This is a genomic window from Candidatus Colwellia aromaticivorans, from assembly GCF_003333305.1.
Classification (GTDB): domain Bacteria; phylum Pseudomonadota; class Gammaproteobacteria; order Enterobacterales; family Alteromonadaceae; genus Colwellia; species Colwellia aromaticivorans.
This window is the reverse complement of record NZ_QOLD01000075.1, coordinates 1-16,350: the sequence shown is the minus strand read 5'-3', so window position 1 is coordinate 16,350 and position 16,350 is coordinate 1. Positions and strand designations below refer to the sequence as shown.

Annotated in this window: 10 protein-coding genes; 8 read left to right on the top strand and 2 right to left on the bottom strand. The window is 38.8% G+C overall.

The window, feature by feature from the left end; translation table 11 throughout:
- Positions 1-17: 17 nt before the first annotated feature.
- From DWA31_RS12275 to DWA31_RS12245, 7 genes are all read left to right on the top strand, one after another.
- On the top strand, positions 18-557 hold the full coding sequence (locus DWA31_RS12275) for a MarR family winged helix-turn-helix transcriptional regulator (protein ID WP_114326872.1): 540 nt from the start codon (positions 18-20) through the stop codon (positions 555-557).
- Positions 558-826: 269 nt separating this feature from the next.
- The gene (pdhR, locus tag DWA31_RS12270) at positions 827-1,585 is read left to right on the top strand and encodes a pyruvate dehydrogenase complex transcriptional repressor PdhR (RefSeq protein WP_114326871.1); all 759 of its coding nucleotides are present in this window, start codon (positions 827-829) and stop codon (positions 1,583-1,585) included.
- Between the two features lie 87 nt (positions 1,586-1,672).
- A complete protein-coding gene (gene aceE / locus DWA31_RS12265; protein ID WP_114326870.1) occupies positions 1,673-4,348 on the top strand; it encodes a pyruvate dehydrogenase (acetyl-transferring), homodimeric type in 2,676 nt (891 codons plus the stop codon).
- An 18-nt stretch (positions 4,349-4,366) separates the two neighbouring features.
- Positions 4,367-6,298 carry a pyruvate dehydrogenase complex dihydrolipoyllysine-residue acetyltransferase gene (aceF, locus tag DWA31_RS12260; RefSeq protein WP_114326869.1) on the top strand — a complete coding sequence of 644 codons (1,932 nt, stop codon included), beginning with the start codon at positions 4,367-4,369 and terminating at the stop codon, positions 6,296-6,298.
- Between the two features lie 134 nt (positions 6,299-6,432).
- Entirely contained in the window at positions 6,433-7,866 is a 1,434-nt protein-coding gene (gene lpdA, locus DWA31_RS12255; RefSeq protein WP_114326868.1) for a dihydrolipoyl dehydrogenase, read from the top strand.
- Positions 7,867-8,194: 328 nt separating this feature from the next.
- A complete protein-coding gene (gene pepN / locus DWA31_RS12250) occupies positions 8,195-10,786 on the top strand; it encodes an aminopeptidase N (RefSeq protein ID WP_114326907.1) in 2,592 nt (863 codons plus the stop codon).
- A gap of 90 nt (positions 10,787-10,876) precedes the next feature.
- Positions 10,877-11,230, top strand: coding sequence for a hypothetical protein (locus DWA31_RS12245; protein WP_245942609.1), 354 nt, complete (start codon positions 10,877-10,879; stop codon positions 11,228-11,230).
- 150 nt (positions 11,231-11,380) lie between these two features.
- Here the strand turns inward: DWA31_RS12245 and DWA31_RS12240 are convergent, their stop codons facing one another.
- The gene (locus DWA31_RS12240) at positions 11,381-14,182 is read right to left on the bottom strand and encodes a bifunctional aconitate hydratase 2/2-methylisocitrate dehydratase (protein ID WP_114326867.1); all 2,802 of its coding nucleotides are present in this window, start codon (positions 14,180-14,182) and stop codon (positions 11,381-11,383) included.
- Positions 14,183-14,652: 470 nt separating this feature from the next.
- Between DWA31_RS12240 and DWA31_RS12235 the strand changes: the two genes are divergently transcribed.
- Positions 14,653-14,931, top strand: a complete 279-nt coding sequence (locus DWA31_RS12235) for a hypothetical protein (RefSeq protein WP_245942608.1) — start codon at positions 14,653-14,655, stop codon at positions 14,929-14,931.
- 118 nt (positions 14,932-15,049) lie between these two features.
- Here the strand turns inward: DWA31_RS12235 and trhO are convergent, their stop codons facing one another.
- Positions 15,050-16,075, bottom strand: coding sequence for an oxygen-dependent tRNA uridine(34) hydroxylase TrhO (gene trhO, locus DWA31_RS12230; protein ID WP_114326866.1), 1,026 nt, complete (start codon positions 16,073-16,075; stop codon positions 15,050-15,052).
- Positions 16,076-16,350 lie beyond the last annotated feature (275 nt).

Below are 16,350 nucleotides of genomic sequence, written 5' to 3'. Positions count from 1 at the left end.
CCACTGGATAATTTATCATGACCTTACCTGAAAACTTATCAAGTACCGTTAAAAAAGAAAAATCTCCACAAGGGAAAGTAAATTGTAGTTTAGATTTGCAAACATTCCTACCCTATCGCATGTACTATTTAGCCGCACAAATGTCCCAAGCGGGTTATGATTTACCTGAATTACTCAATGAAATAGGAATAAGGATTGGCGAGCGGGAATGGCGTGTTATTTCTATTTTAGGCGCTTATGGTGGTTTAACTAATGGAAATGTTGCCAAGGCTTTAAAAACTGATGCTGCCACTATTTCGAGAGCAGTAAAGGTATTAAAAAAACAACAACTCATTGACACCCTTAGTTCTAAAAAAGATCGCCGTAAAGTATTGATTTACTTAACACAAGCGGGTGCTGATCTCTATGATAAAATAACGCCTAAACGCATTGAAACAGGTGACATGATTGATAGCTGCTTTACCCATGACGAACTATCAACGTTGCATCATTTATTAAACAAACTAGATAGACATTTACAGCACATGGAAAATGAACTGGAAGACGAATGGGAGTAATGTTTTACTGTATAACTTTACTTTAATCCTTTAAGATATTGGTAAGACCAATCCAAATTCAAACAAATGTTTCAAGCATTAACTCTATTTTGTATATAAAATAACCTTGCTTTAATGCCCTCCTTCAACTATATTACAATTCAAATCCTATTTAATTTTTCTTTTTTTTGGCATAAAAACTAATGGTAATACCAATTTACCAAGGAAGATGTTAGGTACTTTTAAAGTTATAAAAATATAAAATAAAACTATTCAAGGTTTAGCCGTTAATGACACAACTATTAAAACAAAAGCTCATTCCACAAAAGCTGTCAGACATTATTTTAGCTCAACTAGAAGAGTTGATTATTGAGGGTAGTTTGCAACCAGGTGAAAAGTTGTTACCTGAGCGTGAACTGGCGAAACAGTTTGATGTTTCAAGACCGTCTTTACGTGAAGCCATTCAAAAGCTAGAAGCTAAAGGGCTTGTCACGCGTAAACAAGGAGGGGGTACGTTTGTAAGCAAGAAAATAATGAAGTCTTTTTCCGATCCTATGTTTGATTTACTGGCAAATAGTAATGAATCACAATTTGATTTATTGGAGTTTCGCCATGGTATTGAAGGCATGGCGTCCTATTATGCAGCCATGCGAGGCACCCCTACTGATTTTGAACAAATTCAAGCCAAGCATAACAATATTGGTAATAGCCAATTAGAAGATGACTTTCACTTAGAAGCAAAAGCCGTATATGAGTTTCATTTAGCAATATGTGCAGCATCGCATAATGTAGTGATATTACAAACCACACGTAGTATGGCTGAACTGATAATAGACAACATAGAGCAAAACTTAACTGTTTTAGCTAAACGTCCTGAGATATTTAGCAAGATAACAGATTATAGAACAAACTTGCTTGACGCTATCATTAGCGGAAAACCACAAAAAGCCTGGGGTGCTAGCCACCGTCACTTAGCTTTTATAGAAGAAATACTGTTAAAACTAACACAAGAAAATAGCCGTATGGAGAGATCTATGAGGCGAATATAAAAATAACTAAATAACTAAATAACTAAATAACTAAATAACTAAATAACTAAATAATTAAATAGTAATAAACAATATTGGAGACAAAACATGTCAGATCTACCAAACATTGATATTGATTCATTAGAAACACAAGAATGGTTAGAATCAATGGAATCAGTATTAGAAAATGAAGGTCCAGAGCGTGCACACTTTATACTTGAGGCATTAATTGATCGTGCCCGTCGCGGTGGAACCCATTTACCTTTTGAGGCAACAACTGCCTATGTAAACACTATTTCACCGGGACAAGAGCCCCACATGCCAGCGGATCAAACCATTGAATATCGCATTCGTGCCATTATTCGTTGGAATGCATTAGCCTTAGTATTAAGAGCTTCTAATAAGAATTTAGAGCTAGGTGGTCATGTTGGTAGCTTTGCCTCTTCAGCATTACTTTACGATGTAGGTTTTAATCACTTTTTTAAAGCGGCTTCAGAAAAAGACGGTGGCGATTTTATTTTCGCTCAAGGTCATATTTCTCCGGGTATATATGCTCGTGCATTTTTAGAAGGACGTTTAACTGAAAAACAAATGAACAACTACCGTCAAGAGTGTGATGGCGAAGGTTTATCATCTTATCCTCATCCTCATTTGATGGGCGATTTTTGGCAGTTCCCAACCGTTTCTATGGGCTTAGGTCCACTTCAAGCTATTTATACTGCCCGTTTCCTTAAATATTTAACCGATCGCGGCATTAAAGATTGTTCAGGACAACGTGTATATTGTTTCTTGGGTGATGGCGAAACCGATGAGCCTGAATCATTAGGTGCTATTGGTTTGGCTTCTCGTGAAGGTTTAGATAACTTAACGTTTATTGTTAACTGTAATTTACAACGTTTAGACGGCCCTGTTCGCGGTAATGGAAAAATAATTCAAGAGCTAGAAGGCACATTCCGTGGCGCAGGCTGGGAAGTTGTTAAAGTTATCTGGGGAAGTTATTGGGATGCGCTTATTGCCCGTGATACGTCAGGTAAATTATTACAATTAATGGAAGAGACCGTTGATGGTGAATATCAAAACTGTAAAGCCAAAGGCGGCAAATATACCCGTGAAAACTTCTTCAATAAATATCCTGAAACGGCTGCACTTGTTGCCAACATGTCAGATGAAGATATCTATCGCTTAAACCGTGGTGGTCATGATCCAGTTAAAGTTTATGCTGCTTATAAGAGAGCGATGGAAACCAAAGGCCGTCCAACTGTTATTTTAGCTAAAACAGTTAAAGGTTTTGGTTTAGGCGCGGCTGGTGAAGGTTTAAATATTGCCCATAACGTTAAAAAACTCGATATCGATTCACTGAAGCATTTCCGTGATCGCTTTAATATTCCAGTGGCTGACGCTGATCTTGAAGGTTTACCATATTATAAATTCTCAGAAGATAGCGAAGAATATATATACATGAAAGCGCGCCGTGATGCTTTAGGCGGTTCAATGCCAGCGCGTCGTGAACAAGCTGAAGAATCATTAGAAATTCCATCATTGAAGATATTTGATGCTATTTTAAAAGGTTCTGGTGAGCGTCAAGTTTCTTCAACCATGACTTTTGTTCGTGTATTAAATAGCTTACTAAAAGATAAAAAAATTGGTAAACGTATTGTGCCAATTATACCTGATGAAGCGCGTACTTTTGGTATGGAAGGTTTATTCCGTCAAGTGGGTATTTATGCTAATGAAGGACAAAAATACATTCCTCAAGATGCTGACCAAGTCGCGTATTATCGTGAAGATAAAAAAGGTCAAGTATTGCAAGAAGGTATTAACGAGTTAGGAGCGATGGCGTCATGGGTTGCTGCTGGCACCTCTTACTCAACTTGTAATGCGACAACTATCCCATTCTACGTTTACTACTCAATGTTTGGTTTCCAACGTGTTGGTGATTTAGCTTGGGCAGCTGGCGATAGCCAAGCGAAAGGGTTTTTATTAGGCGCAACAGCCGGTAGAACCACACTTAACGGTGAAGGTTTACAACATCAAGATGGTCACTCTCATGTTCAAGCAGGTTTAATTCCTAACTGTGTTACCTATGACCCAACTTATGGTTATGAAGTTGCTGTTATTATTCGTGAAGGTTTACGCCGCATGTATGAAGAGAATGAAAATATTTTCTTCTACTTAACGCTAATGAATGAGAACTATCAACATCCAGCAATGCCAGAAACAAAAGATGTTGAAGAACAAATTATTAAAGGTATTTATAAGTTAGAAAGTGTGGCAGCTAAAAAGGCCAAAGCGAAGGTTCAATTAATGGGCTCTGGTACCATTTTATTGCAAGTGCGCGAAGCCGCCCTAATTTTGGCAAATGATTATGGCGTTTCGAGTGATGTTTATTCTGTCACGTCTTTCAATGAATTAGCACGTGAAGGCCAAGATGTAACACGTTGGAACATGCTTAACCCTGAAAGCAAACAGAAACAATCTTATATTGGCAAAGTAATCACCCCTGCTAAAGGCCCTGCAATTGCAGCGACCGATTATATTAAAAACTATGCCGAACAAGTGCGTGCATTTATTGATACGGATTACCGTGTACTAGGTACCGACGGATTTGGCCGTAGTGATAGCCGCGCTAATTTACGTCAACATTTCGAAGTAGACCAAAACTACATTGTTGTTGCGGCTTTATTCGAATTAGCTAACCGTGGTGATATTGAACGTTCTGTTGTGACAGAAGCGATTAAACGTTTCAATATTGATACCAAGAAAATCAACCCACTTTACGCTTAATAGAGGCTATAGATTACTATGTCAGATATACAAAATATTTTAGTCCCCGATGTTGGTGGCGAAGAAGTTGAAATTATAGAAATTTGTGTTGCCGTTGGTGATGCATTAGAAGCCGATGAAGGTATTGTTACTGTTGAAACTGATAAAGCTTCAATGGATATACCTGCGCCGTTTGCTGGAACATTAGCCAGTTTATCAGTGTCAGTGGGCGATAAAATTAAAGAAGGTGATGTCATTGGTGAAATCAGTGCTGGCGGCTCTGCAGCTGCAGAAGAAGCGCCTGCACCGGTCGCCGCACCGTCTCCTGTATCTGCTCCTGCACCAGCGGCTGCGTCTGCTGCTTCAATTATAGAAATAGCTGTACCAGATATTGGTGAAGACGGTGAAGTTGATGTTATTGAAGTACTTGTTGCTGTTGGCGATGTGATAGCTGAAGAAGATGGTTTAATCACTTTAGAGACTGATAAAGCAACCATGGATGTACCGTCAACTCATGCTGGTACAGTCAAAGAGGTTTTAATCAACGCTGGTGATAAGGTTAAAGAAGGCAGCCTAGTTATCATGCTTGAAATCTCAGGTGGCGGAGCAGTTGCAGCGCCAGTTGCTGAAGCTTCTTCTGCACCAGCTCCTGCAGCTCCACAAACGACAGCGGCTCCTGCAGCCAGTGCCATCATCGATGTTGAAGTACCCGATATTGGCGAAGATGGTGAAGTTGATGTTATTGAAGTACTTGTTGCTGTTGGCGATGTAATAGCTGAAGAAGATGGTTTAATCACTTTAGAGACTGATAAAGCAACAATGGATGTACCGTCAACTCATGCTGGTACAGTTAAAGAAGTTTATATCAATGCTGGCGATAAAGTAAAACAAGGTAGTCTAGTAATTAAACTTGAAACGTCAGGTGGCGGTTCAGCAGCTCCTGCTCCCGTTGCTGCACAGGCTCCTGCTGCCGCGCCAGCTCCTGCCGGTAAAAAGTCATCTCCTGTACCGCATCACCCACAAGCGGGTAAAGTGAGTAAAGGCGCCATCTACACCTCACCTTCAATTCGTCGTATTGCACGTGAATTCGGCGTTGACTTAACGCTTGTCAAAGGCACGGGTAATAAAGGTCGAATTTTAAAAGAAGATGTACAGTCTTACGTGAAATATGAACTTTCTCGCCCAAAAGCCAACGCAGGTAGTTCAGTTGCCGCTGGTGAAGGTGGTCTGCAAGTGGTTAGTGCCAAAGCAATTGATTTCTCTAAATTTGGTGAGATTGAAGTAAAACCATTATCTCGTATTCAAAAAATATCTGGACCCTTTTTACACCGTAACTGGGTAACTATTCCCCACGTTACTCAGTTTGATGAAGCCGATATAACTAACGTTGAAGCGTTTCGTAAAGAACAAAACGTGATGTGCGAGAAGCAGAAACTTGGTTTTAAAATTACGCCCCTAGTCTTTATTTTAAAAGCTGCAGCGGATGCTCTGCGTGCATTCCCAGTATTTAGCTCAAGTTTGAGTGAAGACGGTGAAAGCTTAGTGATGAAAAAATACATTCACATTGGTGTAGCAGTTGATACCCCTAATGGTTTAGTGGTTCCTGTGGTACGTGATGTTGACCAGAAAGGTATTCATCAGTTATCGCGTGAATTATTAGAAATAAGCATTAAAGCACGTGATGGCAAACTAAAAGCACAAGATATGCAAGGTGGCTGTTTTACTATTTCTAGTCTTGGTGGTATTGGTGGCACAGCATTTACGCCGATTGTAAATGCCCCTGAGGTAGCAATTTTAGGTGTTTCAAAATCTGAAATGAAACCAAAATGGAATGGTAGTGAATTTATTCCTAAACTAATGCTTCCATTATCAATGTCTTACGACCATCGTGTGATTGATGGTGCGCTTGCAGCACGCTTTACCGCTCACTTAGCTGGCGTAATGTCAGATATACGCAAGTTGATTTTATAGTACGAAAGGTCGACTTTAGTCGGTTCTTATGAATTAATATTGGCGAAATTCAATAGATAAGGGTAGAATTTCGCCCATAAAAATATTTCACAAAATAAAAAACTTTAATCGGTTTTATTGAGGACAGTAACAGTATGAGTAACGAAATCAAAGCTCAAGTAGTAATATTAGGTGCAGGCCCTGGTGGCTATTCTGCAGCATTTCGCGCAGCAGATTTAGGTTTAGATGTAGTATTAGTTGAAAGCCGTGAAACACTTGGCGGTGTTTGTTTAAATGTTGGTTGTATTCCTTCTAAAGCATTATTACACGTAGCTAAAGTTATTGATGATGCTGAAGCAATGGCTTCTCACGGTGTTACTTTTGGTAAGCCAAAAATTGATTTAGATAAAATCCGTAACTGGAAAGAAAGCGTAATTGGTCAATTAACGGGTGGCCTAGGCGGTATGGCTAAAGCACGTAAAGTTAAAACTGTTTACGGTTTTGGTAAATTTACTAGCGATAAAACAATCGCAGTAGAAGGTAATGATGGTAAAACTACCACAATTACTTTTGATAACGCTATTATTGCTGCGGGTTCATCAGTTGTTGATTTACCGTTTATTCCAAAAGATGATCCGCGTGTTATTGATTCAACGGGTGCTTTAGAGCTTAAAGACGTACCGGGCGAAATGTTAGTACTTGGTGGTGGTATCATCGGTTTAGAAATGGGTACAGTATACAAAGCGTTAGGCTCTAACGTTTCAGTTGTTGAATTTGCTGATCAATTAGTACCTGCTGCTGATAAAGATATTGTTAAAATTTACACCAACTACAACAAAAAGAAATTCAACATTATGTTGTCTACTAAAGTTGTGGCTGTTGATGCTAAAAAAGATGGTTTATACGTTACTTTCGAAGGTAAAAATGCACCAGCAAAACAAGTTCGCTATGACAAAATTTTAGTTGCTGTTGGTCGTAAGCCTAACGGTAAGTTAATTGATGCTGATAAAGCTGGTGTAAATGTTGACGAACGTGGTTTTATCAACGTTACAAATGAACTACGTACCAACGTAAATCACATTTTTGCTATTGGTGATGTTGTTGGTCAGCCGATGCTTGCACATAAAGCGGTTCATGAAGCACATTGTGCTGCAGAAGTTATTTCAGGTAAAAAACACACGTTTGAACCTCGTTGCATTCCTTCAATCGCTTATACTGATCCAGAGATGGCTTGGGTTGGTGTTACTGAACGTGAAGCAAAAGAACAAGGCTTAAACATTGAAGTAGCTAACTTCCCATGGGCTGCTTCTGGTCGTGCTATTGCTTCAGCACGTACTGAAGGTAAAACTAAGATGATCTTTGAAAAAGAAACAGGTCGTGTTCTTGGTGGAGCTATCGTTGGTATTAATGCGGGCGAAATGCTTGGTGAAGTTTGTTTAGCGGTTGAAATGGGCGCTGATGCTGAAGATGTTGGTTTAACTATTCATGCCCACCCAACGTTAAATGAATCAATTGGTTTAGCTGCAGAAATCTTTGAAGGTTCAATCACTGATTTACCAAACGCGAAAGCAGTAAAAAAGAAAAAATAAAAGAGTTATCATTTAATCGATAACAACTATTTAAGCCATTATCTTACTATTAGATAGTGGCTTTTTTATTTTCAAATTATAAAAAATTACTATAACTTCTTCACAGATTTTTCTTCTTTTAACAATCTAATCAATCCCCCTCTTTTTACTCTCGTATTTCTGTTTTATACTTTGATAAATTATTAAAAATATAATGAGAACTCTCTTGAAATTTAGTGCTTCAAAGAAAATGATTCTTGCTGCATCAACACTGGTAGCTACACTATTACTTAGCGCTTGTGTGACAACAAAAAACAATAAAAATGCACTTAATGATTCAAGTAAATTAATGCATCAAACACTAATTTTTACTCCTCGCGCTGAGAACCAATACCTGAGCCAAGAGCAAGCATTTAAGCGCTCTGCTCGGGTATCTAATGTTAGCTATCAATTGAATTATAATTTGACTGGTGAAGAACATTTTTCAGCTAGTTCAACGATTAATTTTGCATTAAGCGATAATACCTCCCCTTTAACAATAGATCTCAACCAGGCACAAATAACAAGTGTCATCATTAATGGTTTTTCAATGTCCGTTGAGCAACTAGCAAAAAGTTATAATGATTGGTTTATTACCTTACCAGAAGAGCGACTTCTTAAAGGTAACAACAGAGTTACCGTGAACTTAACGCGTAAACACAGCACTAATGGTGAAGGACTACACCGCTTTAAAGATCCTGTTGATGATAAAGTTTACCTTTACTCTCATTTTGAGCCTGCAGCAGCTCAACAAATGTTTGCGCTGTTCGATCAGCCCGATCTAAAAGCTACTTTTGAAATGACAGTATCGGCGCCACAAGAATGGACAGTATTTTCAGCAACGGGGGAAGATAAAATAACCAAGCAAGGTGATTTTAACATTTGGCATTTTCCTAAAAGTAAAACCTTAAGTCCTTACAACTTTTCTCTACATGCTGGCCCGTATAAAATGTGGACAGACAATACCGGAAAATACCCATTACGTTTATTCGCTCGACAATCTGTTGCCAAACAAATAACACCTAAGCAATGGTTCACCTACACCAATCAAGGTTTCAAATTTTTTGATGCTTACTTTGGTATTAACTACCCATTTAAAAAATATGATCAAGTGTTAGTACCTGATTTCTTATACGGCGCCATGGAGAATGCTGCCGCAGTTACTTTTGCCGAAGGAAGCTTTTTAACGAATGGTGAAATGAGTCAAAGCCGTCGAGAACGCCTAGCTAATGTGATTATGCATGAAATGGCACACCAATGGTTTGGTAATTTAGCCACGATGAAATGGTGGAACGGCTTATGGCTAAATGAAAGTTTTGCTGCTTTTATGGCAACCTTAGCAACAAGCGAGGCTACCGAATTCACCCATGCTTGGCGTAGTTTTTATGCCGGTGGAAAACAAAGCGCTTATCGTGCTGATCAACGTGTGACCACCCACCCGATAGAAGTTCCTGTGCATTCAACTGCGAATGCTTTTGATAATATTGATGCCATTACTTATTCAAAAGGGGCTTCGGTACTTAACCAACTTCGCCACCTACTTGGTGAGAAAACCTTTCAGCAAGGTATTCATAATTACCTTAGTGAAAATGCCTATAAAAATGCTGTTTTAGATGATTTTATTAACAGTTTAGCCAAAGCAAGTGGTAAAGACTTAGCACAGTGGCAACAAAAATGGCTTTACCAAGCTGGTGTTAATACGATTGAAGCCAGTTATCAATGTGATGCTGGTAAGATAAGTTCATTCAAATTACTGCAAACGGCTGATCCAAGCCAACCAACATTACGAGAACAAAAAGTTCAAATTGCTCTTTTAAAAGCCAAGAATCCGGGATTTGCTTTAACTAAAAAAGTAAGCGTTATATATCAAGGAAAAAGCACTGAAGTTAACGAGTTAGTCGGTATCACGTGTCCTGATTTGGTTTATCCAAATTATCAAGACTGGGCTTTTGTGAAAGTAAACCTAGATGCTCGCTCTTTTAAAACCACTCAGAACTATTTAGCACAAATTCAAGATCCACTATTACGCTCGATGTTATGGCAAAGTTTATGGGATAGTGTTCGTGATGGTACATTACCCTTAAATGAATATTTACAAGTTGCACTAGCGAATGCGCCACTTGAGCAAGATTATACAACGTTAGGGCAAATTTTAGGACAAATATCCTCTGCTAAAGCTTACCTAAACAAAAGCTTAGGTAGTGAGCATGACTACGTCAAAGATATTGCGCAACAACTAGAAGAAATAACATGGCAAAGCACATTAGCTAATAGCGATAACAAGAATATGCAACGTCGTTGGTTTAACAGTTACTTAATTTTTGCCCATACCGACAACGCCCTCGATAATTTATACAAACTGCTTAATGGCCAACACTCTTTAGAAGGTCTAACCATAAGCCAAGATATTCGTTGGGAGATAATCACGCAACTTAGCCGCTTTGAACACCCTAAATCGACTGAATTAATTGCTCAAGAATTAACACTAGATAGCTCTGACACGGGTGAAAAGTCAGCAATTCGCGCACAGGTTATCGCACCCAATGCTAAGGTAAAAATTGATTGGTTAGCAAAAATACAGAAAAAGAACAGCGATATCGGCTTTTCTAAGTTACGCACCGCTATGTCAGCACTTTATCCAAGTGAGCAAAGTCGCTTTAATGAGCAAAGTGCAACACAAAGAATGTTGAGCTTAACAGAAATAGACAAAGCCAACGGGCCTGTTTTCATGCGCAGTTATAACAACTTAATTCCTGCAACTTGTAGTGAAGTCAGTGTCGCTAGGTTAGCGACAGCGGTAATTGAACTAACGGAATTGTCTACAGGAACAAAGCGTAGCTTACTGATAAAGCAGCAAGAAGATCAGCGTTGTTTATTAATCAAAAGTAAAATGACTTTATAGCCGCTATACTTTTATTAGGGCATATATCCGTATTGGTATTGCCCTCTTTTAGTCTCTATCTTTTTAACCTAAGGTTAAGCAGGTGTTTTGATGAACAAAATCCCCCAATTAATGATGTATGCCACGCTCTTTTCAGCGATCACAAGTTGTACTAACTTAGAAACATCAACAAACAAAGATAATAGTACTACTTTCTGGGATTTTGATCATAATCTCCAATTCAAACAAACTAAGTTGGCTGATAAACACTTTCAATTAGAAATTATCCCTAATAACAAAGTCAACTTTGAACGACTAGCCACTTTTTTACTGCGTAAGTCTTATCGTTTGTGTGGTGGTTACCATTACAAAATTGAGATGATTCAAGGTATTGAAGGCTTTGATGACAAGCGTGCTATGCCTAACTATATATTTCCTTCACTTATTGCCAAAATTAAGTGTTAACGCAGTCATAACCGTAAAGGCCTTACAAACACAGTTTGTTTATCGTGCTTTATTCTATTTTATATTAAGAAATAAAAAAGGGTCACTTTACTTAGTATAAGTAAAGTGACCCTTTGGCTTTATTCTGTCTAACGAGTAAAAATAGAGAACCTAGCTAGGATCTGCAATTTTCACTGCTGCGTGAGTAGTCATCGCTTCCGTCGGTGGAGTAAAGCTAGTTAGGTTAATACCTTCTACCGCGCTCTTGTACTCTTCGATTGTAGGAAAACGACCAAGCATAGTAGAAAGCACAACTAGAGGCGTTGAACCAAGTAATGATTCACCTTTCTTCTCTGCAGTATCAGCGACTACACGACCTTGGAACAAGCGTGTTGAAGTGGCAATAACAGTATCACCTGGTTCAGCTTTCTCTTGGTTACCCATACATAAGTTACAACCAGGGCGTTCTAAGTATAAGATATTTTCATACTTAGTACGTGCAGCGTTTTTAGGCACAGCATCATCAAATTCGAAACCTGAATATTTCTCAAGAATAGCCCAGTCGCCTTCAGCTTTAAGCTCATCAACAATATTATACGTTGGTGGCGCCACAACTAATGGTGCTTTAAATTCAATTTTTTGACCTTGCGCTTCCATGTTACGTAACATTTGTGCGATGATTTGCATGTCACCTTTGTGAACCATACAAGAACCCACAAAACCTAAATCAACTGATTTATCTGCGTAGTATGAAACAGGACGAATAACATCATGGGTGTAACGCTTAGATACGTCATCGTTGTTTACATCTGGATCAGCAATCATTGGCTCGTCAATTTGGTCTAAATCAACAACAACTTCTGCGTAGTAGTTAGCAGTATCATCAGGTGTTAATGCAGGGTTAGTACCTGATTTAACTTCTTCAATGCGCTTGTCAGCAAGTGCTATTAGACCAACTAATGTGCCAGCTTCATTTTCCATACCCTTATCAATCATGATCTGGATACGGCTCTTAGCTAACTCAATAGACTGAATTAATGTGTTATCTTCAGAAATACAGATAGAAGCTTTTGCCTTCATTTCTGCAGTCCAGTCAGTGAACGTAAACGCTTGGTCAGCTAATAACGTGCCGATATGCACTTCAATTACACGACCTTGGAAGACATTTTCACCACCAAATTGCTTAAGCATTTGCAATTGCGTTGAGTGAACAACATCACGGAAATCCATGTGGCCTTTCATTTCACCTTTAAAGGTTACTTTAACAGACTCTGGAATTGGCATTGCAGATTCACCCGTTGCCAGTGCAATTGCTACAGTACCTGAATCGGCACCGAATGCTACACCTTTAGACATACGTGTGTGAGAATCACCACCGATGATGATTGCTCGGTCATCAATCGTAATATCATTCAATACTTTGTGAATAACATCAGTCATTGAATGATAAACACCTTTTGGATCACGTGCAGTGATTAGACCAAACGCGTTCATAAAGCTCATTAACTTAGGCGTGTTCGCTTTTGCTTTACTATCCCAAACAGAAGCAGTATGACAACCTGATTGGAATGCACCATCAACAATTGGCGAAATAGTAGAAGCAGCCATCGCTTCTAATTCCTGACATGTCATAGGGCCAGTTGTATCTTGCGAGCCGACAATATTTACTTTAACACGAACGTTTGAGCCTGCGTGTAGTGGTGAGTCAGATAAAACACCAACCGCATTACGGTTAAATATCTTCTCAACAGCAGTTAAGCCTTGACCTTCATGTGAGATTTCTTTTGAAGCTGCATATACGTTTGCAGGTTCAACACCTAAAGCTTCTGCTGCAAATGTTTGTAGTTTCTTACCGAACGTTACCGCATATGAACCACCAGCTTTCATAAATTCTTGCTTTTGTGGTGTAAACGCCGACGATATATCAGCAAGCTCTTCGTTACCGTTGTATAACTTCTGCGCTTTGGTATCAATAGTTAATACAGTACCTGTAGCAACTGAGTACGCTTCTTCTAGCACTGCATCGCCATTTGCGTCAACAACTGCATTACCACTTGCATCTACTTTCTTAACCCAGTTTTTAAGGTCAAGACCAATACCACCTGTTACATCAACCGTTGTTAGGAAGATTGGAGCGATACCATTCGTGCCAGCAACAATTGGTGCGATGTTAATAAAAGGTACATATGGACTTGCTTTTTTACCTGCTAATAGTGCAACGTTGTTAACACCAGACATACGAGATGAACCAACACCCATAGTGCCTTTTTCAGCAATTAACATCACTTTTGCGTTAGGGTGCTTAGCTTGTAATGCTTTTATTTCTGCTTGAGCTTCTGGAGTGCTCATGCATTGGCCGTGTAATTCACGATCTGCACGAGAGTGAGATTGATGACCTGGAGATAATAAATCAGTAGAGATATCACCTTCACCAGCAATACAAGTAACTACTTCTATTTTTTCTGCAATATCAGGTAACTTAGTGAAAAACTCTGCTTGTGCATAACTTTCTAAAATATCTTTAGCGATGCTGTTACCTGCTTTAAAAGCAGTTTCAAGACGAGCTGTATCAGCGTCGTATAAAAATACTTGTGTTTTTAATACGTCTGAGGCTTGAGCAGCTAACGCAGCGTTGTCACCTAATGCAAGATCAAGTAACACTTCAATTGAAGGACCACCTTTCATGTGAGAAAGTAATTCAAACGCAAATTCAACTGAAATTTCTGCAACAACAGCTTCACCTAAAATAATCTCTTTTAAGAATTTAGCTTTTTCACCAGCGGCACTTGTTGTACCTGGTAAAGTGTTATAAATGAAGAAATTAAGCGAATCTGCACGATACTCATTTCCTGAGTCTTTAATTTGCTCGATAATCTCAGCTGTTAACTCAGCACCATCAATTGGCTTAGGCGCTAATCCTAGCTCGTTCTTACGACTTTCAATTTCTGCTATATATTCTAAATAAAGGCTCATTAAATACTCTCTCTAGCTATAGGATGCTAATAACATTGTTATTAGCAGGGGAAAATTTTGAGCCTATTTTAGCAGTTTTTCTACTGACTACTAATCATTTGGTTAAATAAGCGCTATTCATGTAGAATATAGGACGTAGAAGTGTCAGTTATAGTAGTTATATTAGATGATTAGTTACACTAAAAACTCTCTTTTAAAGGTGTTTTTACGTACCAAAGTAGGTGATTTTACGAACTAAAGTCCCCTGTATCTATACAAGCTTTCGTGGCTAATCTACGATTATATAGGCAGATGTACAATGCGTCTAATCGCTAAAAACTACGTTTACCCTATCTATTCAAGCTACCTACCTCAACCTACTATTTCAACACATCATGCACCCATCTTAACGAGCCTATAATGTTATACTCTCTTGCATAAGATCACTTGTAACTATTCAAGTGTGCCTTTATGCCTTTTTAAGTTTAACTGTGTTGCGCATGTTACCCGTGATGTTCTCTTTATTGGGCGCTAAACTTGATGGTAATAAGCTCGATTTATCTACTTTGGCATTCATCGCTTGGTTTGGTCCTCGCGGTATTGCATCAATTTTATATGTACTCATTGTTGCGCATGAAGTGGGAGAGGTATCAGGTTTCGAAACCTTGTATGCGACAGTGATGGTAACGGTATTTTTGAGTATTATTGCTCATGGATTAACGGCTCAGCCATTAACAAATTGGTATGGGAAGTCCCATAAAGATAATTAATTGGTAGTATAAAAATAGTCATTAATTTTCACTGTGATACTTACCTTTATTCCATTTAATGACTTGGAGTAAAGGTAAGTAAAAAAACAGCATTAAGCTTATTTTTTTGTAGAGAGTGCTACTTTTTAAATTGCTCAGATTTTTTGTTTAATTTTTCTTGACGGCGTTCATTCATAATTTCTTGCACATCGCCACCAATATGGTTTTCACCACGCGCTGCAGCTAACGTAATTTGGCGCTCACGTTCAGCAAATCGGCTTCGTTGCTGCTCGGTTACTTTATCATGACAACGATGACAGCTTACGCCTTTAATGTAATGTTTATTCTGCTTTTCTTGCTCAGTTAAGGGAAAACGACAAGCAAAACATTGATCATACTGACCTTGTTCTAAACCGTGATTGACGGCTACACGACCATCAAAAACAAAACATTCGCCTTGCCACATGGTGTCAGTACTTGGCACTTCCTCAAGGTATTTCAAAATCCCGCCCTCAAGATGATAAACTTCTTCAAAGCCTTGCTCTTTTAGGTAAGCGGTTGATTTTTCGCAACGAATACCGCCAGTGCAGTACATGGCAACTTTCTTATGCTTGTTTTTATCTAGATTTTTTTCTACGTATGCGGGAAATTCACGAAACGTTTCTGTATTCGGATTAATGGCATTTTTAAAGGTGCCTATTTCAATTTCGTAATCGTTACGGGTATCAACCAGCACTACATCGGGATCAGAAATTAAGGCATTCCAATCTTTTGGCTTTACATAAGTGCCGACCACTTGGTTAGGATCAATACCTTCAATACCCATAGTGACAATTTCTTTTTTCAATTTCACTTTAGTGCGATGAAATGGGTTTTCTTCGTTGTAGGATTCTTTATGAGATATATTGTCTAAACCTGGCTGCTCAGCTAAAAAAGCGAGTACTGCATCAATACCTACTTGCGGGCCAGCAATGGTACCGTTAATGCCTTCCGCGGCTAATAATAGGGTACCTTTAACCTCAACACTGGTCATTTTATTTGATAATGGCTCACGTAATGCTGCAAATGCGTCTAAACGCACGAACTTATATAACGCACAAATAGTGATGGTTGATGGTGTTTGTACTGTCGCAGATGTAGATAACTTTTTTTCTGATGAACTCATGGTCTCTCCATTGAGCTAACTGGAACGTAAATCCAGTGCTATAGATTAATAATCAAAACCTGATCTAGATCAAGGTTTGCTTGGGAGGCGCATTCTAGCAGAAAGGATATCTGTTTAATATGCTTAAATTCCGCTCAAATTTAAGTCAATATCGAGTAGGGTGAGGCTCATGCCTCATCCCTCTCACAGAACCGTACGTACGGACCTCGTATACGGCTCATGCAATTTACTATTTCTCATCACTTTGATCAGTAATAAGAAGCGAGAACGCCTGT

Excerpts from the sequence above, each read along its gene's own strand:
- DWA31_RS12275 (WP_114326872.1), top strand. The coding sequence starts at position 18 with ATGACCTTACCTGAAAACTTATCAAGTACCGTTAAAAAAGAAAAATCT.
- pdhR (WP_114326871.1), top strand. The coding sequence starts at position 827 with ATGACACAACTATTAAAACAAAAGCTCATTCCACAAAAGCTGTCAGAC.
- aceE (WP_114326870.1), top strand. The coding sequence starts at position 1,673 with ATGTCAGATCTACCAAACATTGATATTGATTCATTAGAAACACAAGAA.
- aceF (WP_114326869.1), top strand. The coding sequence starts at position 4,367 with ATGTCAGATATACAAAATATTTTAGTCCCCGATGTTGGTGGCGAAGAA.
- lpdA (WP_114326868.1), top strand. The coding sequence starts at position 6,433 with ATGAGTAACGAAATCAAAGCTCAAGTAGTAATATTAGGTGCAGGCCCT.
- pepN (WP_114326907.1), top strand. The coding sequence starts at position 8,195 with ATGCATCAAACACTAATTTTTACTCCTCGCGCTGAGAACCAATACCTG.
- DWA31_RS12245 (WP_245942609.1), top strand. The coding sequence starts at position 10,877 with ATGAACAAAATCCCCCAATTAATGATGTATGCCACGCTCTTTTCAGCG.
- DWA31_RS12240 (WP_114326867.1), bottom strand. The coding sequence starts at position 14,182 with ATGAGCCTTTATTTAGAATATATAGCAGAAATTGAAAGTCGTAAGAAC.
- trhO (WP_114326866.1), bottom strand. The coding sequence starts at position 16,075 with ATGAGTTCATCAGAAAAAAAGTTATCTACATCTGCGACAGTACAAACA.